At 64.7% G+C, this 19,152-nt stretch carries 17 protein-coding genes and 1 tRNA gene; 6 read left to right on the forward strand and 12 right to left on the reverse strand.

The annotated features are described in order from the left end of the window. Positions 1-471 precede the first annotated feature (471 nt). Entirely contained in the window at positions 472-1,278 is an 807-nt protein-coding gene (locus ACSC1P_RS07515; protein WP_435359520.1) for a hypothetical protein, read from the forward strand. Positions 1,279-1,285: 7 nt separating this feature from the next. Here ACSC1P_RS07515 and ACSC1P_RS07520 read toward each other — a convergent pair whose 3' ends face one another. From ACSC1P_RS07520 to ACSC1P_RS07550, 7 genes are all read right to left on the reverse strand, one after another. After that, positions 1,286-1,792, reverse strand: a complete 507-nt coding sequence (locus tag ACSC1P_RS07520) for a hypothetical protein (RefSeq protein WP_435359521.1) — start codon at positions 1,790-1,792, stop codon at positions 1,286-1,288. Positions 1,793-2,210: 418 nt separating this feature from the next. Then, positions 2,211-3,893 carry a DUF7845 domain-containing protein gene (locus ACSC1P_RS07525; protein WP_435359522.1) on the reverse strand — a complete coding sequence of 561 codons (1,683 nt, stop codon included), beginning with the start codon at positions 3,891-3,893 and terminating at the stop codon, positions 2,211-2,213. A 73-nt stretch (positions 3,894-3,966) separates the two neighbouring features. Then, the gene (locus tag ACSC1P_RS07530; RefSeq protein WP_435359523.1) at positions 3,967-4,452 is read right to left on the reverse strand and encodes a hypothetical protein; all 486 of its coding nucleotides are present in this window, start codon (positions 4,450-4,452) and stop codon (positions 3,967-3,969) included. Then, positions 4,445-4,630 carry a hypothetical protein gene (locus ACSC1P_RS07535; protein WP_435359524.1) on the reverse strand — a complete coding sequence of 62 codons (186 nt, stop codon included), beginning with the start codon at positions 4,628-4,630 and terminating at the stop codon, positions 4,445-4,447. Before ACSC1P_RS07535 ends, ACSC1P_RS07530 begins: the two co-directional genes overlap by 8 nt. After that, positions 4,630-4,884: a hypothetical protein gene (locus tag ACSC1P_RS07540; RefSeq protein WP_435359525.1), complete on the reverse strand. Its 255-nt coding sequence runs from the start codon at positions 4,882-4,884 to the stop codon at positions 4,630-4,632. Before ACSC1P_RS07540 ends, ACSC1P_RS07535 begins: the two co-directional genes overlap by 1 nt. Before the next feature lie 170 nt (positions 4,885-5,054). Beyond that, a tRNA-Pro gene (locus tag ACSC1P_RS07545) sits at positions 5,055-5,127 on the reverse strand. A gap of 59 nt (positions 5,128-5,186) precedes the next feature. Next, entirely contained in the window at positions 5,187-6,272 is a 1,086-nt protein-coding gene (locus tag ACSC1P_RS07550) for a hypothetical protein (RefSeq protein ID WP_435359526.1), read from the reverse strand. A gap of 138 nt (positions 6,273-6,410) precedes the next feature. Here ACSC1P_RS07550 and ACSC1P_RS07555 point away from each other — a divergent pair, with 138 nt between their 5' ends. Then, positions 6,411-7,961, forward strand: coding sequence for an NADH-ubiquinone oxidoreductase-F iron-sulfur binding region domain-containing protein (locus ACSC1P_RS07555; protein WP_435359527.1), 1,551 nt, complete (start codon positions 6,411-6,413; stop codon positions 7,959-7,961). Then, on the forward strand, positions 7,958-11,260 hold the full coding sequence (gene fdhF / locus ACSC1P_RS07560) for a formate dehydrogenase subunit alpha (RefSeq protein ID WP_435359528.1): 3,303 nt from the start codon (positions 7,958-7,960) through the stop codon (positions 11,258-11,260). The genes ACSC1P_RS07555 and fdhF overlap by 4 nt, the downstream gene beginning before the upstream one ends. A 231-nt stretch (positions 11,261-11,491) precedes the next feature. Here the strand turns inward: fdhF and trmY are convergent, their stop codons facing one another. Together trmY and ACSC1P_RS07570 are read right to left on the reverse strand one after the other, a co-directional pair. Continuing rightward, positions 11,492-12,088 carry a tRNA (pseudouridine(54)-N(1))-methyltransferase TrmY gene (gene trmY / locus ACSC1P_RS07565; RefSeq protein WP_435359529.1) on the reverse strand — a complete coding sequence of 199 codons (597 nt, stop codon included), beginning with the start codon at positions 12,086-12,088 and terminating at the stop codon, positions 11,492-11,494. Positions 12,089-12,127: 39 nt separating this feature from the next. Then, complete coding sequence (locus tag ACSC1P_RS07570; protein ID WP_435359530.1) at positions 12,128-13,069, reverse strand: CE1 family esterase; 942 nt, start codon at positions 13,067-13,069, stop codon at positions 12,128-12,130. Between the two features lie 72 nt (positions 13,070-13,141). Here ACSC1P_RS07570 and ACSC1P_RS07575 point away from each other — a divergent pair, with 72 nt between their 5' ends. The 3 genes from ACSC1P_RS07575 (at position 13,142) to rnhB (ending at position 16,131) form a co-directional block, all read left to right on the forward strand. Next, complete coding sequence (locus tag ACSC1P_RS07575) at positions 13,142-13,768, forward strand: hypothetical protein (RefSeq protein ID WP_435359531.1); 627 nt, start codon at positions 13,142-13,144, stop codon at positions 13,766-13,768. Positions 13,769-13,785: 17 nt separating this feature from the next. Further along, positions 13,786-15,111 (forward strand): tRNA pseudouridine(54/55) synthase Pus10, encoded by a 1,326-nt coding sequence (locus tag ACSC1P_RS07580; protein ID WP_435359532.1) that lies wholly within the window; start codon positions 13,786-13,788, stop codon positions 15,109-15,111. Positions 15,112-15,489: 378 nt separating this feature from the next. Further along, positions 15,490-16,131, forward strand: coding sequence for a ribonuclease HII (rnhB, locus tag ACSC1P_RS07585; protein ID WP_435359533.1), 642 nt, complete (start codon positions 15,490-15,492; stop codon positions 16,129-16,131). Positions 16,132-16,163: 32 nt separating this feature from the next. Here rnhB and ACSC1P_RS07590 read toward each other — a convergent pair whose 3' ends face one another. From ACSC1P_RS07590 to secF, 3 genes are all read right to left on the reverse strand, one after another. Then, positions 16,164-16,562 carry a hypothetical protein gene (locus ACSC1P_RS07590; RefSeq protein WP_435359534.1) on the reverse strand — a complete coding sequence of 133 codons (399 nt, stop codon included), beginning with the start codon at positions 16,560-16,562 and terminating at the stop codon, positions 16,164-16,166. A 93-nt stretch (positions 16,563-16,655) separates the two neighbouring features. Further along, positions 16,656-18,200 carry a preprotein translocase subunit SecD gene (locus tag ACSC1P_RS07595; protein WP_435359535.1) on the reverse strand — a complete coding sequence of 515 codons (1,545 nt, stop codon included), beginning with the start codon at positions 18,198-18,200 and terminating at the stop codon, positions 16,656-16,658. Continuing rightward, the gene (gene secF / locus ACSC1P_RS07600) at positions 18,197-19,093 is read right to left on the reverse strand and encodes a protein translocase subunit SecF (protein ID WP_435359536.1); all 897 of its coding nucleotides are present in this window, start codon (positions 19,091-19,093) and stop codon (positions 18,197-18,199) included. Before secF ends, ACSC1P_RS07595 begins: the two co-directional genes overlap by 4 nt. Positions 19,094-19,152: the final 59 nt, after the last annotated feature.

A 19,152-nucleotide genomic window follows, 5' to 3' on the forward strand; every position in this document is an offset into this window, starting at 1 on the left:
AGGAGGCAGGTATCCCACCTCGCACCGTCAGGTGTTATCCAGTTCACCCCATTCGTTCGGGATAAAGGTACCGGAGTATGAAATCTTACTGACGGTAATCGCCCATTAGCAACCACCTTCAGCACCCACTTGCATGCTATCAAGCCCCCATTGAAATGCAGATAGATAGTTTAAAACTCCGGAAACCGCATTATTATCGGCTGTGATAACTTCGGCAGCTGTGAATGGTACGATGATTGACTGCTTACGCCCACGGCCGACAGGCTTAATTATACGCTCGAACTGCTGATTGGCCAACAACTCGCGCGCACATCGGCTTCGTCGCTCGTCTGACGTTGGACCACAGAAAGAGAGAGTGAAAATATCGTGTGGGATACGATAGCGAGGTCGTATGGTGCGCCCCGCCCATCTCTATCGGTAGTCGCCAAACCCATAAGGGTAGCACAGCGTTTGCACGAACAGAGAACACCCATGGCACTCGTCACCGAGCGCGACCTCGCCGATACGTTCCCGCTCCGGAACGGCTTCACCCCCTGGGAGCGCGTCGTCGAGTATCGCGAGGTTCAGTCGTACGCTTCCCGGCACCCGAACAAAGGTAGCGGCGCGGTCTCGACCGCCCTCGAACTTCCCCGCGGTCGCATCCGGTCGTGGGTCGACGGCAACGGGATGCCGGACCCAGTGCGGGCCATCGAGCGCGCCCGTGAACTCGGCTGGCTCGACATCGCCGCCGGGACCGACAAGGCTAGCGGACTGGTGAAACTCGTCGCGTGGATCTACTCCGGCGGGTCGATTGCACGCGAACACTTCGTCCCGACGTTCGCGATCCGCGACTTCGGCGGTCCCGACACCGTCGACCTCTCGATGCTGGAGACCGCCTTCGACGAACTCGGCGCGGAGCCCGAGGTCGTCCAGCGCGACGAAGGCCGCGCTACCGAAGTCCGGCCCGCTGAGGACGCTACGCTTCTCGGTCGACTCCTCGCCGCTGCTGGCGCACCCGTCGGCGAAAAGAACGACACCGCCGACATCACGCTGCCCAGCTGGCTCCCGGGCGTGTTCAAGTTCCACCAGCGCGAGTTCTGCCGAATCTACCTGTACAACCGCGCGGTCGAACGCGAGAAGGGACCGAGTCACCGCTACTCGATTCGCGAAGAGCGCACCGACGCCTACCACCAGGAACTCGCCGCGTTCTTCGAGTCCGTCGCTGGCGTCAAGGGCACGACGATATCCGAGCACAACATCTACCTCTCCGAGGACCTCGTCGACGCGATTCTCGGCTGATGAAGATTCAATCCGCCTTCTCGAACTCCTTAGTTGCGCCTGCGAACAGGACCCTTCGAATCAGGCTCTCAGTCAAGTAGTCATCTAAATTTTCTTCTGCAGTAACAATCAAGTCTTGAATCTCGGATAGTCGCGCGACGATTTCCTCCTCTGAATCTGCGACATACGCATCCGGCCGTTTCGACTCGTACTGCTCTCGTTGGATAAACTCTAGCTCTGCGAGAGCCAGAGTGAGGTCCTCAACGCTCTCGAAAATCTCGATGTAGTCCCCTGGAGAACCAGTCCTCACCGCTTCAATCATGTCTAACCGTACTACTCTGGAATAGCTTTCTGACCAGTCATCCCTGTGAATATCTTGAATCTCCCCCTCCAGACGCCAGTAATTGGAAGTGAGACCATGCTGGATCGCCGAAATAGAAGACCGCTTCCTACTCAAACTATCTACACCTTTTACCGCTACCGCACCAAGCAGTGCTGATAATACGGGTGGTACGAATATCAACAACTCCGTCATATTCGTGACTGGGTAGTTGGTAACTCAACACTATCGGTTGGTACAGCAGAATCAGCCACCCCTGCAAGTGTTTCAAGTGAACTGACTCCACGCGAAACAGGGGTTCGGTTCGGATAGAGAAGCCAGGAAACCGGTTTTCGACAGATACACCGAACCACGGGCGACCTCGGGGACCGTCCTTCCGGTGTAGCTGTGCGGAGGTGGGGGTATATTTTTCAGCGGGTCGCTTTAGCGACACCCGCTAAGGGGGCTGTGCCGCCCAGCGGCACAAGCACACGCACCGGTGCGGTTCCTCGACGACCAGACCACCTCGGAGTGTGGCCACTAACACAAGTAGACCAGAACACTACCGAAGTGTGTACAATCAGGGTTGCAGAAAAGAGGGTGTCGGAGAGCGTTGCCACTCAACTGGGCAGCGCTACCGCGTGGTCGTGCCCGCCTTGTCGCGTGCCTGACGGAGCACGCGGCTGAACCAGCCCATCGTCGACGTGGTGTTCCCGTCGCTCCACTCGACGACGATCTTCGACCGGTCGATGTCCAGGCCAGCCCGGGCGAGCGCCTTGTCGAGGTAGTCGAGCACGTCGCCGACGTACTCGCCGTTGCCCGCCATGTACCGCGAGAGCGTCGCGCCGATCTTGATGAGCATCTGTTCGGGTGAGTCCTCGACGACGTCCGCGGCGTAGTGCGTGAGCCAGCGCTCGAACGCGCCGCCGTTCTGCTTCACGACCTCGGGGTCGAGGTCGAGCACGCGACACATCGCCTTCGCGCCGTTCTCGACCGTGTTCTCGATGCGCTCGTACACCGCGTGTAGCTCCTGTCGAATCTTCTCGGAGCGGAACCGAACCGCGGCGTTGTCGTTCTCGACGAGTTCGTCCAGGCGAGACAGCGCGCGGTACACCGTTCGAATCGAGCAGCCGGCTTCCTCGGCTATCTCGCCGGGGTGTACGCCGTCGTTCTTCCCGCCGTCGGTCATCGCTCGCAGAACATCGTCGTCGGCGTCGGTGAGGTCGCGAAGCGTTCGCACCAGGAGGTTCTCCTGCTTCGCTTCGAGGTTCGGCGTCGGGTCGGAGTACCGCGTCACCGTCGGCGCGTCCTCGGACCGCGGACCGCCGGTGAACACATCGTCCTCACCGAAGACGGTCGGGTCAGCCCCGCGGGTCGGAATCTTCGCCCACGACAGGCAGTTGATGAGCGTCTCGTCGATCTCCCGCGTGAGGTCTTCCAGGTCGTTCCAGTTGAACGCCTGCCCGCCGTTGAACCGCTTCTTCAGCAGGACACCGAATTTCGGGTCCTTCAGCCGGTCATCGGCGTTCTCGGCGTCGCGGTTCTTCAGGTGGTAGTGCTTCAACTGCTTCCCACGGCGCCCGCCGGGGAGTTCGCGAGCCGCGCTCGGTTGCAACTGGAGCGCGTGGAGTTTCCCGACGATGTCGGTGTTGTCGACCTTGTACGTGTACTTCGTCCCGCGCTCGTCGCCCAGCAGCAGATGGAACCGACCGAACAGGCCGGACATCCGAATGAGCTTCTTCGCCACATCGGTTCGAAGCCGGACGTAGCGCTCGTAGGCCGTGACCTTGCTCGTCACGTAGACACCGCGCGGGTGGAAGTAGCGCTCGTTCAGGTTCGTACCAGCGAGGTTCGCGACCTCGCGCGCCGCCCAGCACAGGAGCTTCGGGTACTCCTCTGGCTCGATGTTCGAGCCGTCGACCTCCACGTCGAGGCCGGCGTCCGGGTGTCTATCTGATTCGCACCAGGTGTGCAGCGACGACGTGCTACCGTCGTCCTTCCGGTACTCCATGTTCTTCCAGCGAGGACGGACGAAGAAGGTCGCCTTTCGCTTGTTCTCGCCGCGGAGCATGATCTTCCACTCGGCGAGTTTTTCGACGTTGATCGGGTCGGTCGCACGGGGCACGAGTGAGCCAGCGCGGTAGCCGGTCGACAGTTGCCACGTCTCGCCCGTGGTCGGGTGCTCTCGCTCGACGGCGTCGAAACCGGCGTCGTGCGCCTGCATGATTGACGAAAGCGCCCAGTACGGCTTGTCGCGGTTCGTGGCGTAGTGGAGGTAGCCCTCGAACTCGTGCGGGGCCGTCTCGACGTACGTCACGAGAGAATCACCCAGCAGAGGAACGCGGTCGGACCACCGACCAGCAGCGCGAGCCCGAGGAGTAGTCGGGCAATCACTGGTCGTCACCGCCGTCGGCGAGGAGCGTCGACTGTGAAGTCGTCTGCTCAGTGTCGTCGACCTCGTAGACCGGGCTGGTCCCGCTGACGAAGCTCCCTGTGCTGCCGTTTTCGAAGGAACTCCGGAATGTGACCGGCTTCGGCGTGTACTCGTTGCCGTCCTCGTCGGTCCACCGGACAGAAGTCTCACCAGCTGCCTCGGCCAGTTCGACCGCGGCTTCGCGGAGATTGTCGGGCGACCGAGCGCCGAGTTCGGCGGGCGAGTCTTCGAGCAGGTCTGTGTTCTGCTCTCGCAGCGCCTCGACGACGGGACCGCGGTGACCAAAGTCAGCCTCGACGCGGAACCACGCTTCGAGGACCGCCATTCGTCGGATACCTCGGATTCTCGCGTAGGCGAGGCCGTTCTTCCAGTCCCCGTTCCGTAGCTCTCGCTGAGACAGTAGCGACAGGAACCGCCGAGCATCGGCTTCGTGATCAGACACGCCGACCACCTCGCGGGAGATTCCGCGGCGTGTACTGCCGGTCGTAACGATACTTCGTCCGGCAGGTCGGACAGAGAATCAGGACGTCTGCCCGGTCTCTGGCGTCGTCCCAACCACGGACGTACACCTTCTCCCGCGGGTGCGAGACCTGCGATTGGCACTCGTCGCACCGCGGCATCAGACATCACCTCCGTGCGTGTCCGGGAGGTCGTCGTAGCTCGGTGCGATTCGTCGCGACCGCTGGCCTCGACGGAGCCGACGCGGACAGTCCTGCCCATGACCGGCCTCGCGAACGCCGTCGGTGAGTCGGGTACAGCGAGCGTGACAGTGCGGACAGCGGAACTCTCGCTCCGTGTTCGGCTTGGGGCGAGAGTAGTAGCGACGACGGAGGGTCTCGGCGTCGATGCCGCCGAGGATGTCCTCGGCGCTCATCGCCAGGACACCTCACAATCGAGCGTCGAACAGCTCTCGCTCAGCTGGTCGAGAAAACCATCAGAATACGCAGATGATGGGCGCTGGTGCGGTGACTCAGCGACCACTGAGACCACCTCCAGATAGGCCGATACCTATCAGTAGAAGGTGGAAAAAGTATATGCGGGAAGTGGGCCGGCGCGAATTTGAATCGCGGTTACGGCCACCCGAAGGCCGAAGGATACCAAGCTACCCCACCGGCCCGCACTCTAAACAATGTGCGGTATACTTTTAACGCTTGCGAATCGAGGAACCGGCCGTCGTCACTCGATTCGGGCGAGGGCATCGAGGTGACCGCGGAAGTCGAGGTCGTGCCCGGCGACCGTCGAGATGCGGACGGCTTCGGAGGAGAAACTCGACTCGAGCCGGTACTCTTCGCCGTCGTCGCCGTCGACGTAGATGGTCGAGCCGCCGATGTAGCTGGTCTCGGCGCGGGTGACCGTGCCATCGACGGTCGAAATCTCCGAGGAGCCGTCGCGCGAGTCGCGCCGGATATCGAAGCGGACCTGGTCGTCGGTCTCGACATCGTCGAGTCCGGAGTCGAGGACGTTCTTCAGGTCGGAAGCGTCTGCTGCGGCGGCGGCCGTCGCGGCCTCGTCGGCGTCGTGGAGGTACTCGTCGTCGGTGTCGTCAGCACCGGCCTCGTCTTCCGCCGCCTCGTCGGTGGCGACTTCGTCAGCTTCGTCGGCCACGTGTTCGACAGTTTCGTCAGCAGTATCGTCGGCTGCTTCCGCGACTTCGTCGGCAACCGCGTCCGAAGCCTCGTCGGTGATTTCTGCGTCCTCAGCCTCCGCCTCTGTCTCACCAGCCGCTTCGACCGCTTCCGACTCGTCGCTCACGTCGGCCGACTCGTCTTCTGCGGCGTCTGCTGCTTCCTCGGTGTCCGACTCAGCCGCTGCGTCCGATGCTTCTGCGTCTTCGGCAGCCGATTCGTCGCCGCCGTCGGCTGCCACCACGACGTCGCCCTCGGGTTCGGACTCGGGGACGTTCGAGCAGAACTGGTCGAAGACGCTGGAACAGCCGGCACAGAGGACGTAACAAGTGTCGTCGACGGCGAGCAGTTCGAGGCTCGCATCGTCGTCGAAGTCGTTGCCACAGAAGCTACAGTCGGCGACCGCCGCCAGCGCGTCGGTGTCGGTCGCGTCCACATCGCGGGCCATCATGTCGCCAGTGAGCGAGAGGATCTCACCGAAGCAGTGCGGGCAGGCGAATCGCTCTGTAACGGCGTCAGCCCCGGTCTCGATGTCGAGACGGCGGTGGCAGAGCGAGTGGCAATCGGCGTGTGCATCGGGTTCGACTTCCCTGTCACAGAACGTGCAGGAATCCAGCGTGGTCGTGACGTCGGTCATCGTCTCTCCCATCCCACGGCCCACCACTTAATTTCGACCGTTCTCGCAACGGGGGAACTGTTGGGTGAGAAAGATATCGTGGTCGCGGGACACGTGTTAGGAGCCACGCTTTTGCAGGGTCACAGAGTAGCACGCGTCATGACGAGGAACTCCGGCGCGGTCGACCACGAGACGGTCGTCCGCATCATGGCGGATTCCACAGACGGCGCGGCAGTGCTCGCTGCCGCGCAGGAGGCTGCGACCGGCGTGCCAGTCGTCGAAGTCGGCACGACGGGTGTCCACGGACTGGACCCGCTGGTCGCGGTGACCCGTGACGGCCGGACGGTGTACCACGCGGCCGTCTCGCCGGACCGCGCGCGAACGCTCGTGGCTGCGGTCGACGACGAGTCGCTTCCGACCGACGACGCGCTCGCAGTCGTCGACCACGGTTCGGGCCAGGCGACACTCCCGATGCCAGCCGAGGGCCCGCTCTCGCACGGCACTCGACACGTTCTCGGCCCGTGCGGCTGGGTCGCGCCGACGGTCCCCCAGGACTACGGCGAGTTCGTCTCGCCCACGGTCCAGGATGACCCTGAGACTGCGCTCGCCACCGTACGCCGTGTCGGCCTGCTCGGTCGCGGTCGCGGCGACGCGCGAGTCGACGACCCGATTGCGCCCGCGTGGGAGACCGCGCGCGACGCCGACGGCGAGTCGGTCGTCGTGGTGAACGCGAACGAGTCCGAACGAGGCAATCGAACCGACAGAACGCTGCTCGGGAGCGCGCCGCTCGCGGTCCTCGACGGCGCAGTCACGGTCGCGCACGTAATCGACGCCGACGACGTGGTCGTCTACCTGAACGAGACCGACGAGGTGGTCCGCCGCCGCGTCGAGGGTGCAGTTTCGGCAATGGCCGAGGACGACTGGACAATCGTCCCTGCAGTCGTCACCGGCCCGGACCGCTACATCGCGGGGGAACCGACGATGGCACTGGAGTCGCTGGAGGGTAACGACCGACTGGAGGCTCGCCTGCGCCCGCCCGGCCCGGCGACTCACGGACTGTACGGGCGGCCGACCGTCGTTCACACGCCGCGGACGTTCGCGCAGGTTCGCCACCTGCTGCAGAATCCCGAGGACACCACACGGTTCGATCCGGCAGACGCCGACCCGGGCACGCGACTCGTGACCGTGACTGGCGACGTGCAATCGCGGGTGACGCTCGAACTCCCGACCGGTGGGTCGCTGGCGACTGCCCGGGAGGCGGTGGCAGTCGACGGCCGGTTCAAGATGGCCTGCGTCGGCGGTCGCTTCGGCGGCCTCACGCAGTCGCTCGACTGCTCGCCAAGCGCGCCAGCGCTGGCCGCGGCGGACCTCGGCACAGAGGGCGTGGTGCAGGTCTGCAACGACGAACGGTGTGCAGTCGCCGTCGCAGGTCACCGCGGCAGGTTTGCGAAGGACGAAAACTGTGGCCGCTGTGTTCCCTGTCGTGAAGGCTCGAAACAGCTCACGAACAAACTTCGTGCCATCTACGACGGAACCTACGACGGCGACGGCATCCGCGAGTTGACGCGGGTGATGCGCGAGACGAGCACCTGCGACTTCGGTCGCCACGCACCGCGACCGGTCACGACCGCGATGGACCGCTTCGAGACGGAGTTCCGCGCACACGCCGACGGTCGCTGCCCGGCCGGGGCCTGTGGAGGTGGGCAATGAGCCGTAGTGACGATGGCGGGGACCCGACCCCGCGCGTCCCCTCCTTCGAGGACCCGCGGCCGAGTACGCCAGTAACGGAGGACTTCCGACCAGGCACGGCGAACGACCCTGACTTCGGTACTGCTGGCGGTTCGACTGCCGACGCGGACGAGATGACCCACGTCACGGTCGACGGGCAACCAATCGCACTCCAGCCCGGTGCGACGCTCATCGACGCGGTGCACGCGCTCGACACCGAGGGCGACGTGCCTGCTGTCTGCTACTACGACCGCGACACCGAGCAGGCCGACGAAATCGGCACGCGGAGCGAGTGCCGGACCTGTATGGTCGACACCGACGAGCACGGACTGGTCCCGTCGTGCAGTTACCCAGCCGAGAACGGCATGACGATTCGGACGGACACCGAGGCGGCCGCCGAGGCCCGGGACGTGAATCTCGACCTCGTGCTGTCGAACCACAACCTCCGGTGTACGACCTGCGGCCAGAACGGTCGCTGTGAGCTACAGGATGCTTCCATCGAACACGGCGTCGACGAACCGCGATACGGCGTCTTCGAAGACCGTGACGAGTACGAACCAATCGACGACACCTCGTCGGTCATCCAGATCGACCGCAACAAGTGCATCCTCTGCAACCGCTGTGTCGAGGCCTGCAACGACGTACAGGTCGAAGGCGTCCTTCGAATCGAGGGCCACGGTGAGGACACCCGCATCGGCTTCCAGAACGACGCCGACGCGTTCGACGACTCAACCTGCGTCTCCTGTGGCCACTGTGCGACGGTCTGCCCGACCGGCTCGCTCGTCGAGAAGGGTATGGCCGACGCGACGACGATTCCGCTGCCGGGCTTCACGCAGAAGAACTCCATCGGCAAAGTGCAGTCGAAGGAACCGCCCGAAACCGCCGACGAGACGGCCGCGCCGAATCGCGACGTGCCAGCCGAGGCTGGCGGGAAGACGGCGACAGAGATAGCGGAAGAATCGGGTGTCGCACGCTTCATGCGCAAGGCGAAAGAGCGAGCGACAGCGACGGCCAACCGGGCGAAAACCGACACGGTTCGAGCGGTCGAACACACCGCCGAAGGGCTGGCGTCGCGGATGCTCACCGCCAGCCAGATGTTCGACATCGCCGGTGTCGTCTCCGGGGCGCGACTCTCGCGCATCGACACAACCGAGACGACCTGTAGCTACTGCGCGGTCGGCTGTCGCTTCGAGATGTACGGGAAAGACGGCTCGGTGCTCGGCGTCCGACCAGCCGACCCCGAGGCGACCCCTGCGAACGACTTCTCGACCTGCGTGAAGGGGAAGTTCGGCTACGACTACGTCGATAGCGACGACCGACTCACGATGCCCCTGATTCGCGAGGGCGACGAGTTCCGCGAGGCGACGTGGGACGAAGCACTCGCACGAATCGAGTCGGAGTTGTCCGACATTCAGGCGAAACACGGCGACGACTCGGTGGCCGTCACCTCCTCCTCGAAGTGTACCAACGAGGAGAACTTCCTCGCCCAGAAGTTCGCCAGGCAGGTGCTCGACACGCCCCACGTCGACAACTGCGCCCGGCTCTGTCACTCCTCGACGGTCTCCGCGCTCAAGCAGACACTCGGCTACGGCGCGATGAGCAACCGCATCAACGAAGACATCGCCGAGACCGACTGCTACCTCATCACCGGGTCGAACACGACCGAGAGCCACCCCGTGCTGGCAACGCGCATCAAGCAGAACGTCCGCGATGGCGCGGACCTGTTCGTCTTCGACCCGCGGAAAGTCGGTGTCGCGGACCACGCCACGCAGTACACCCGGACCAAGCCCGGGACCGACATCGCGTGGCTGAACGGGATGATTCGCTACATCGTCGACAACGACCTGCACGACGCCGAGTTCGTCGAGGAACGGACGAAGCACTTCGACGAACTGGTCGAGAAGGTCGAACCGTTCACGCCCGAGAAGGTGGAAGAACTGACCGGCGTGCCCGAGGACGAACTCATCAACGCCGCCGAGACCATCGCCACCGCCGACACGTGCATCTTCGGCTGGGCGATGGGCATGACCCAACACGCCCACGGCACGCGAAACCTGCTCGCCGTGACGAACCTCGCCCTCGTCACGGGCAACCTCGGCAAGCCCGGCGCTGGCGTCTCGCCGTTCCGCGGCCAGAACAACGTCCAGGGCGGCGGCGGCGACATGGGCCCGGCCCCGCACAACCTGCCCGGCTATCAGGACCCAGAGGACGAGGACGTGCTGGACAAGTTCGCAGCCGAGTGGGGCGAGCGCCCGCCGGGTGAAATCGGCCTCAGGTTGCCCGAACAGTACGAAGCCATGCTCGATGGCGAAATACGCGGGATGTTCATCATGGGCGAGAACCCGGCGCTCTCGGAACCAGACATCACGGAAGCGAAGAAGGGAATCGAGGAGCTCGACTTCCTCGCCGTGCAGGACATCTTCCTGACCGAGACGGCCGAGTTCGCCGACATGGTGCTCCCGGCTGCTTCTGGTGCAGAGAGCTACGGCACCTACACGAACACCGAACGCCGCGTCCAGATGGTCCGGCCGGCCGTCGACCCGCCGGGCGACGCCCGAACCGACTTCGACATCCTCTGTGCCCTCGCCAGCGAGTTCGGCTACGACTGGGACTACGCCGGCCCCGCCGACGTGATGGACGAGATTTCGCGCCTCGTGCCCATTTACGGCGGCATCAACTACGACCGACTCCAGTCGAAACCCGACGGGCTTCAGTGGCCCTGCGAAGACGCCGACGACCCCGGCACGCCGTTCCTGTACGAAGACGAGTTCAATTTCGACGACGGGAAAGCCCGGTTCGTCCCGGCCGACTTCGCCCAGCCACCGGAGTTACCGGACGAGGAATATCCGCTGATGCTCACGACGGGCCGCGTGCTGTATCACTGGCACACCGGAACGATGACCCGGCGGAACGAGGCGTCGATGGACAAAGTCCCGGAGAGCTTCGTCAGCATCCACCCGAAGATGGCCGAGCAACTCGGTATCGAACACGGCGAGTACGTCCGCGTCGAGTCGAAGCGCGGCGAAATCGTCGTGAAGGCGAACGTCGAGGACGTGTCTGACCCCGGCGTCGTCTTCATCCCGATGCACTTCGCCCACGGCGCGGTGAACACGCTCACCCAGCACGAACTCGACCCGACCTCGCGCATCCCCGAGTACAAGGTGTCGAGCGTGCGGATAACGCCGCTCGGGGCGAATCCCGATGCGGAAGTGATGCCGGTAGAACCGCCGGGCAACAGCGTGGAAGACGACGGCGAACCCAGACCGGCCGACGACGACTGAGCAACCACCACTCGGGTCGCCCAACCGCTAAGGTTTACGCCTGGTGTAAACTTTCGGTCCGCGCTCGACGCTTCGAGTCGGTTGGGGAGAGTATAGGCGAAGATGCTGGAGAGAGAGCGATGCGTGTATCTCCGTCGCGATTCGTGGTCGAGTCTCCAAAATCGCCCACGACGACGACATCCGACGAAAAAAACCGAACCAAACAGAAACCCGATATCGAACTCAGAGAGTTCAGAACTCCCGATAGCCTGCAGTATCCAGAAAGTGATGCGCGACCGTGATGGAGTGGTCGGCGTGCAGAATCTGCGGGCCGAGTCGCACGCGCATGTCGGCCGCCTCCGAGAGCAGTGCCTCCTCTTCGTCGGTGAAGTCGTTGTGGTCGGAGAGGACGAACACCGGGTTCTCCGGCACCTCGGCGTCGGCGAGCGGTTCACCGTCTTCGTGCAGTTGCACGATGGTTCCCTCGCGGGCACACTCGTCCAGTATCGTCTCGAAGCCGAACCGACGAATGGAGACACCTGGCGACGCCTCCGCGGGCATATGGCCGATGGCGTTCTCGCGGTGGTCTAATGCGTTCCTGACGAGCGCGGCGATGGAGCGTTCGTCGGGGTGGAGATTTCTGACTTCGCTGCCGTCGACCGTCACGGTGTACTCGTCGGCGAGCACGAGATGGACACGCACGTCCTCGCGCAGGCCGTAACTGGCGAGGAAGGCGGCGTTCAGACAGCGGGCGAGCAGGTCCATGCGGCCGGCCTCGCTGGCGAGCGCGTCGAGCGAGAAGTCGGCCGTGGTCGGGGCGTCGTGGCCCACGACGATGAACTGGCGCATACTGGTGAGTGACGATTCGTGGTCAAAGTCGCGTCGGAATCAGCGTGCGGCGAAGAACTCCCACGCCAACTCCTCGCCCGAAACCTCCTGCGTCGTCGGCCCGACGAGCATGTCGAACCAGGGCGAGTCGGCCCCGGGCCAGCCGTGGCCGCCACCATGCAACACGACGTGGCGAACGGGAGCAGTGCCGCCACCGTACTCTCGAAATTCGACGCTCGTCTCGTCGTCTGCGCAGTCCTGCGTGGTGACGGTGGGCTTCGGGTCGCAGCCGTTCGCGTCGACCCAGACCGCGACCGTGTCGTCGGCCGAGCGGACCCGGCCGCGTCCCTCCGAGGAGCGAGCGAAGCCAACGACGCCACCGTCGTAGGGCACCAGTGGGTCGGCGGTGCCGTGGACGAACGCCATCGGGAGCGGTGCCGGGTCGATTGGCAGGTCGCTCGCGTCGGAGACGGGCAGGTTCGCCGAGACGGCCATCGCACCGGTGAGCAGGTCCGGTCGTTCTGTAGCGAGTCGGAGCGTCATCATCCCGCCGTTCGAGATACCTGTACAGAACACGTTCTCGCGGTCGGCGATTTCCTCGTCGACGAGTCGGTCGATGACGGCTGCGAGGAAGCCCACGTCGTCGATACCCTCGCGGTGGGCCGTCGTCACGTCGGTCGACCGCAGGTCGTTCCAGTTGCCGTCGACGCCGTCGGGGAACACCGCGACGAAGCCTTCGCTGGCGGCCAGTTCTCGGAATCGCGTGTCGCGCTCGACCTGCTCGGCACTGCCGCCGCCGCCGTGCAGAATCAGTACGGTCGGGAGCGGCCCGGTGGCGTCGACCGGCCGAAAGACGAAGAACCGCCGTTCTCGGCCGTCGTGGGTGAGCGTTCGCTCTTCGAGCGGGCCGGGCGAGTCGGTCACGGTACAGCGACCGAGACAGCCTGCCAACCCGGTGACCGAGAAGCCACCGAGACCGGTAAGCAGTCGACGCCTGTTCACGGCCTGACAGACGTGTTTGTCGGTCCTGAATCCGTCGGCGGGTTGAAAGCCGGTCGAACCCTTGCAGCGTCTATGGTGTCGTGGCGCGCCGTGGGCGTCGGCCTGGTGGCAGAACTCCTCGCGCTGGTGTTCTTCGTGAGCTTCGCCGCCGTAACTGGCCTGTCGCCGTTCTACGACCCGTTCTCGCCGTCCAGACTCGCACCGGTCTGTGGCGGGGTGGCGGCCGGGTGGTGGGCACTTCGGCGGCACGAGGAGGCCGGTCCGAAGTCGCGGCCACGTCCGCGCCTCGACCCGGTTCGAACCGCGACGGAACACGGCGTCGCACTCGCGGGCGTCGTCGTCACGGGCGCACTCGTCGGAATCCTCTTGCAGAGCGGACGGTGGTTCCTCGTCACGCTCGTGTGTCTCGTTCTGGCCGGTGTGGCGTGGCGGAGCGACCGGGACGACCGCCGCCGACTGACCGCGACGGCCGTCTTTCTGGCGGTCGTGACCCTCATGCCTCGGCTCAGAGTTGGCTTCGGCTTCGCACTCGTCGTCGCCTCGCTCTGGCCGCACATGGGTGCGTACACGTTTCTGGTTCCTCGCCCCGGCACGGCTGGCTGGACGCTCCTCGGACTCGCCCTCGTGGGCTACGTCGTCGGCGCGGCACTGGCCGGTGTGTGGGCGAAGCGACGAGATGGCAAGGGACTAAGCCAGTGAGCGTCTGGAACCCGGTAATGGACGTACTCGACATCGCCCGAAAGCTGGTCGCGACCGGTCCCGTCTGCGACCCGTGTCTGGGTCGCCCGTTCGCCGACCGGAGCTTCGGCCTGACGAACGCCGAACGCGGCAAGTCGCTGCGCGTGAGCATCGCACTGGCCGACGACGAACCGTACGAGTCGCCCGAACGCGAAGCGTGCTGGGTCTGTGAAGGCCACACCGACCGCTTCGACGACTACGCCGAACTCGTCGCCGAACAGCTGACCGACGTGAGTTTCGGCACGTATCAGGTCGGGACCCGCGCGCCGCCGCTCGTCGAGGAGAACGAGCGCCTGTTCCGCGAAGACGCCGGGATGGACCCCGAAGCCGGTGAACTGTTCAAATCCGAGTTCAACCGCGAGGTCGGCAAGCGCGTGGGTCATCTTACGGAAACGGAGGTCGACTTCGAGCGCCCGGACGTCCTCGCCATCCTCGACCTCGAACGCGCGGGCGAAGACCCGTCCGACCACGCCGTCGACGTGCAGGTCAACCCCGCGTTCGTCTACGGTCGGTACCGGAAACTGGAGCGCGACATTCCCCAGACCGAGTGGCCCTGCCGCGAGTGCGGCGCGACCGGTGTCCAACTCTCGACGAAGACCGGCGACGAGCCGTGTGAACACTGCGGTGGCTCGGGCTTCCTCTACGACGACAGCGTCGAGGGGTTCGTCGCACCGCACGTGCTGGAGGCGATGGACGGCGACGAAGCCGTCTTCCACGGTGCGGGCCGCGAGGACGTGGACGCGCTGATGCTCGGCACTGGCCGGCCGTTCGTCGTCGAAGTGAAGACGCCGCGGGCGCGCTCACCCGACGTTGAAGCGCTCGAAGCCGAAATCAACGAGGCCGCCGCGGAGTCGGTCGAAGTCGAGGGCCTCCGACTGGCGACCCACGAGATGGTCGAGCGCGTCAAGGAACTGGACGCCTCGAAGACCTACCGCGCCGAAGTAGAGTTCGGCGACGAAGTCGGTGAAGAGGACCTCGCCGCCGCAGTCGACGAACTCGACGGCGCGACCATCACGCAGCACACCCCACAGCGCGTCGACCACCGCCGGGCGAGCCTCGACCGCATCCGGACCGTCTACGACATCTCCGCCGAACAGGTCGATTCGACCCACGCGACCGTCGAGATTCACGGCGAAGGCGGCCTCTACATCAAGGAACTCATCAGTGGCGACGAGGGACGAACCGAGCCGTCGCTCGCTGGCCTGCTCGGTGTCGACGCGGTCGTGACCGCACTGGACGTGCTCGCCGTCGAAGGCGAAGACGAGGACTTCGACGACCCCGAGTACATCCGCGACGAGAACTGACGACCGCGTTTTTCGGTGCGGGTTTCTTCTACGGTTTCGTCTGCGCTGCACTTTGGACCGTCGTCGCTCAGAGACACTACCGGTCTGGCGCGCGCTGACGAGCGTGGTCGAACGAAGTGAGGCCCGTGAGTCGTCGCCGCGCGAGGGATGAGGAGCACAGCCGAAGGCGAGCACCGCAATCGGTTGGGGAGGACGAGGTGCGGTGCTGTGTGGTCGCGGTCGTGTTCCGTCGGCAGTCGTACCCTGCTTCTCGAAACCAGTGGCAGTACCGACGATTCCAGAACAGGCTCGTCCACAGACTCTTCTCGCGCTCCGAATTCACACGTTCCACACGAAACCACGCCCTAGAAGACACCACACGAACAACCACACCGACGAATGCGATTCGGTGTCGACGAAGCCGGGAAGGGACCAGTGTTCGGGTCGATGTGGGCAGCCTGCGTGGTCGCCCCCGACGAGTCTGCCGTCCCCGATGGCGTGGACGACTCGAAACGACTCAGCCCCGAGCGACGCGAAGAACTCGCGGCCGTCATCCGCGACGACGACCGCCTGCGCGTCGGTGTCGCCGAGATTACGCCCGAGCGAATCGACGACCCCGAGACGGACATGAACACGCTGACTGTGGCAGCCCAGGCCGAGGCCATCGACGACGCGGGAGTCGACGGCCTCGCGGGCGAGGTCGACGCTGGCGACACGAGCGAATCTCGATTCGCCCGGCGCGTGACCGAAGCCGCCAGCGCCGACGTGGACATCACGGCCGAACACGGCGCAGACGAAACCTACCCGCTGGTCGCCGCGGCCAGCATCGTCGCGAAGGTCGAACGCGACGCCCAGATGGCGCGCCTCGCCGAGGAGTTCGGCGAAGTCGGCTCCGGCTACCCGAGCGACGGGACGACGCGGGAATTCCTCGCCCAATTCGTCGCCGACCACGGTGAACTACCACCCTTCGCCCGCACCTCGTGGTCGACCTGCCGGGACGTGCTGGCCGCACACGAACAGTCGGGACTGGGCGACTTCTGAACAGGATTCACGAATTGCCCACTCGCCACCGACTACGGGAAGCGGCCGCCGGTCACCGACATCTCCTGTTCGGCGACGACCGAGCCCAGCCCGTCGACGGCGACGACGGTCGCCGTGCCGGTCGTCGGCAACACGACAGTCGCAGCCGTCGCCGTCGGTTTGAGTTCGGTCGTGTAGAAGTCACTCCCGTCTTTCATGACGACGAGTTCGGCCACGCCGAGGTCTCGCGTCGCTTGCGTCGTGAGCGTCACGTCGACACGGGTCGTCGATGTCGCCCACGATTCGGTTCGCGTCACCGACTCGAACACGTCCGACGACTCGATACCGGGCGTCTCGACGCCGATGTCCGTCGTCAGACAGCCGCCGAGGCCAGACAATCCGGCGAGGGCGACGAGACCACAGACGCGGCGGCGAGTCTGACCGCGCTTCATACCGAAGCGTATCGCAGGAGGACGCAAAGACAGTCGGCCTAATCGACGAGTGAAGCAGGAAACAGTGAACGCAAAACGCAACCCGAAACCGCGTCAGTTGTCGCCGGTCGTCAGCGCCCGCAGGATGTCACCGTAGGCCGGACGGGTGATGAGGACCCCGATGAGGACACCGAGGATGGTGACGATGGCGAACCCGCGGAGGTCACCGAGCGAGAGGACCGCGAGCGGCGACATCGCGATGATGGTCGTCGCCGCCGCCGCGCCGATGACCCAGAACGCCTTGCGGAAGCGTGACTGGAAGACGCGGGCGGAACTCACGTCGCCCTCGGACATCACCTCGTCGGCGATGATGATGAGGTCGTCCACCCCTGTCCCGATGACCGCGATTAAGCCAGCGATGTGTGAGAGGTCGAGCGGGAGTCGCACGACCGCGATGAAGCCGAGTAACAGCGCGACCTCAGAGAGCGCGGTGACGATCATCGGCAGCGCGACCTTCGGCTCGCCGTAGCGGAGGTAGACCACGCCGCTGACGGCCAGCACGGCCACGAGTCCGGTGAGCAGCGAGTTCAGCTTGAACCGGTCGGCGAGCGACGGTTCGAGCGTGTACACTTGCGCGTTCTGGAAGTCGAGCGGGGCACGCAGGGCACCGGCGCGGAGGTTGATGGCCTGGGACTGCGCTTCGGAGGCGTTCGTCGTCGTCATGACGAAGACGGGGTCCTGTTCGAACTCGCCGTTGTTGATCGGGTTGGCGAGACTCCCGCTCATGGAGTGTGCTGCTTCCACGTCGCCGTTGACGAGGGTCAGGAGACAGTACCCTTGCTCGTTGGGCTGTCCCTCACCGGCACTGCGCGGACACTGGCCCACGCCAGTCGTCGTGATACCCGACTGTTTCATCTTCTCGACGAATTCTGGAGCAGCGCTCTCTGTGAGCCTGACGGGAACCTGATGCTCGCCGTTCGGGCCGACTTCCGGGTCACCGACGCGCTGTAAGTCCTCGGCGTCGAGGACGCGCTCCTGCGTCATCGTCCCGTTCTCGCCGGGATACCGAATGTGAATCTCGACGACACCACGGTCGCTGATGAGGTTCCGGAGTTCCTCGGCACCGCGGTTCGGCGCTTCGATGACGATGTACTTCTCGCCGTTGACTGTCGTAGCTACGGTTGCGGACCCGCCAGCCAACCCGGTCTCTTGCAGTTTCCGGTTAATCGTCTCGAGCATCTGCTGGCGCGTCGCCTCGGTGACGCGGTTCTCGATGTTGTCGGTCGTCACCTGTGACCCGTCGGCGGTCGTCACGCCCTGGTCGTTGAGGACGGTCGCGAACTCCGACTGCGAGACGCTGTCGTTGAACACCTCGACGGTGCCTCCCTGTGGTCGGACGTACACGTCACGGGTCGGGACGCTCAGGTTGTCTGCGACGGCGTCACGGAGACCGTCGGGAGTCTGTCCGACGTTCACGTCCGCAGCCGTCATACCGACGACGGGGGCGCGGATGCGCGTCCCACCGTCGAGTTCCAGCCCGTACTGGAGGTTGGTCGGCCCAGTCGAACCTTCGATGATGCCGGGCGCGAGCAACACGGTGCCACTCCCGACGAGCAACAGTGTGAGGACGATGACGCGCCAGTTCTCGCGGAGGTTCATTCCGGCGTCACCTCCCCGAGCTTGTACCAGCGAAGGAGACTCAGGTTGAGCATGTACGTGTTCACGAGGTCGGTGGCCAGTCCGAGCACGAGGACCAGCCCGATGGAGGCCATCAGGTCGATACCGAAGAGGTAGGCGACGACGGCCATGACGGCCATCGCGGCCAGCGACGTGACCGTCATGGTCACACCAGTCTCCATCGCGCGCCGCGTGCTCTCGTAGAAGTCACCGGAGCGACGGAGGATGTGGTTGTTCAGCAGGATGTCCGAGTCCACCGAATACCCGATAAGCATCAACAGCGCGGCGACCGTGCCGAGCGAGAGTTTGATGCCGACCAGATTCATCACCGCGAGCGGGATGACGATGTCCGAGAACGCGGAGATGACGATGGCGATGGAGGGGACGAACGAGCGGAAGAAGACGAACGCGAGGATGCTCATCCCGGCGAAGGCCGCGACGATGCCGTAGAGAGCGGTCGTCTGTGCGCTCGACGCGAACCGTGCCGAGGTAGACTGCCGCGAGAGGACGACGTCACAGTCAGCACAGGCTTGCTGGAGGTTCTGCTGTGCGGTGTCTGCAAGCGTCGTGCCGTCTGCCTCCGGCCCGAACGTCAGGATGTACGTCGGCTGCTGGATGTCCGGTCCACGAACCTGCTGGACCGACCGAACGTCGGCGTCGAACGTCGACGTGAGTTCACCACGCGGTGTGCTTGTCTGTACCGTGAGTTCCGTGCCACCGGTGAAGTCGGTGCCGAGCCCGACCGGTGTCCCGAACATCACATACCACCCGAGTATGACCACCAGCGCCACGGCGAGGAGCGCGAGGGGGACCGCCGCTAGCTGGCGGTTCGAGTACCGGGTGTAGTCGATTTCCGGTACCTCGAACTTGCTCATGGCGACCGGTCCGGTATCGGTCCACCTAAGCCTTCTTATCTTCTGTTCACATGCTTGCA

The sequence above is a fragment of the Haloarchaeobius caseinilyticus genome, from assembly GCF_051207395.1.
GTDB lineage: Archaea > Halobacteriota > Halobacteria > Halobacteriales > Natrialbaceae > Haloarchaeobius.

Coding starts and splice junctions, on each gene's coding strand:
- ACSC1P_RS07595 (WP_435359535.1), bottom strand. CDS start 18,200: ATGAACCTCCGCGAGAACTGGCGCGTCATCGTCCTCACACTGTTGCTC.
- ACSC1P_RS07515 (WP_435359520.1), top strand. CDS start 472: ATGGCACTCGTCACCGAGCGCGACCTCGCCGATACGTTCCCGCTCCGG.
- fdhF (WP_435359528.1), top strand. CDS start 7,958: ATGAGCCGTAGTGACGATGGCGGGGACCCGACCCCGCGCGTCCCCTCC.
- ACSC1P_RS07590 (WP_435359534.1), bottom strand. CDS start 16,562: ATGAAGCGCGGTCAGACTCGCCGCCGCGTCTGTGGTCTCGTCGCCCTC.
- trmY (WP_435359529.1), bottom strand. CDS start 12,088: ATGCGCCAGTTCATCGTCGTGGGCCACGACGCCCCGACCACGGCCGAC.
- ACSC1P_RS07520 (WP_435359521.1), bottom strand. CDS start 1,792: ATGACGGAGTTGTTGATATTCGTACCACCCGTATTATCAGCACTGCTT.
- ACSC1P_RS07550 (WP_435359526.1), bottom strand. CDS start 6,272: ATGACCGACGTCACGACCACGCTGGATTCCTGCACGTTCTGTGACAGG.
- rnhB (WP_435359533.1), top strand. CDS start 15,490: ATGCGATTCGGTGTCGACGAAGCCGGGAAGGGACCAGTGTTCGGGTCG.
- ACSC1P_RS07555 (WP_435359527.1), top strand. CDS start 6,411: ATGACGAGGAACTCCGGCGCGGTCGACCACGAGACGGTCGTCCGCATC.
- ACSC1P_RS07540 (WP_435359525.1), bottom strand. CDS start 4,884: ATGAGCGCCGAGGACATCCTCGGCGGCATCGACGCCGAGACCCTCCGT.
- ACSC1P_RS07580 (WP_435359532.1), top strand. CDS start 13,786: ATGGACGTACTCGACATCGCCCGAAAGCTGGTCGCGACCGGTCCCGTC.
- secF (WP_435359536.1), bottom strand. CDS start 19,093: ATGAGCAAGTTCGAGGTACCGGAAATCGACTACACCCGGTACTCGAAC.
- ACSC1P_RS07535 (WP_435359524.1), bottom strand. CDS start 4,630: ATGCCGCGGTGCGACGAGTGCCAATCGCAGGTCTCGCACCCGCGGGAG.
- ACSC1P_RS07575 (WP_435359531.1), top strand. CDS start 13,142: ATGGTGTCGTGGCGCGCCGTGGGCGTCGGCCTGGTGGCAGAACTCCTC.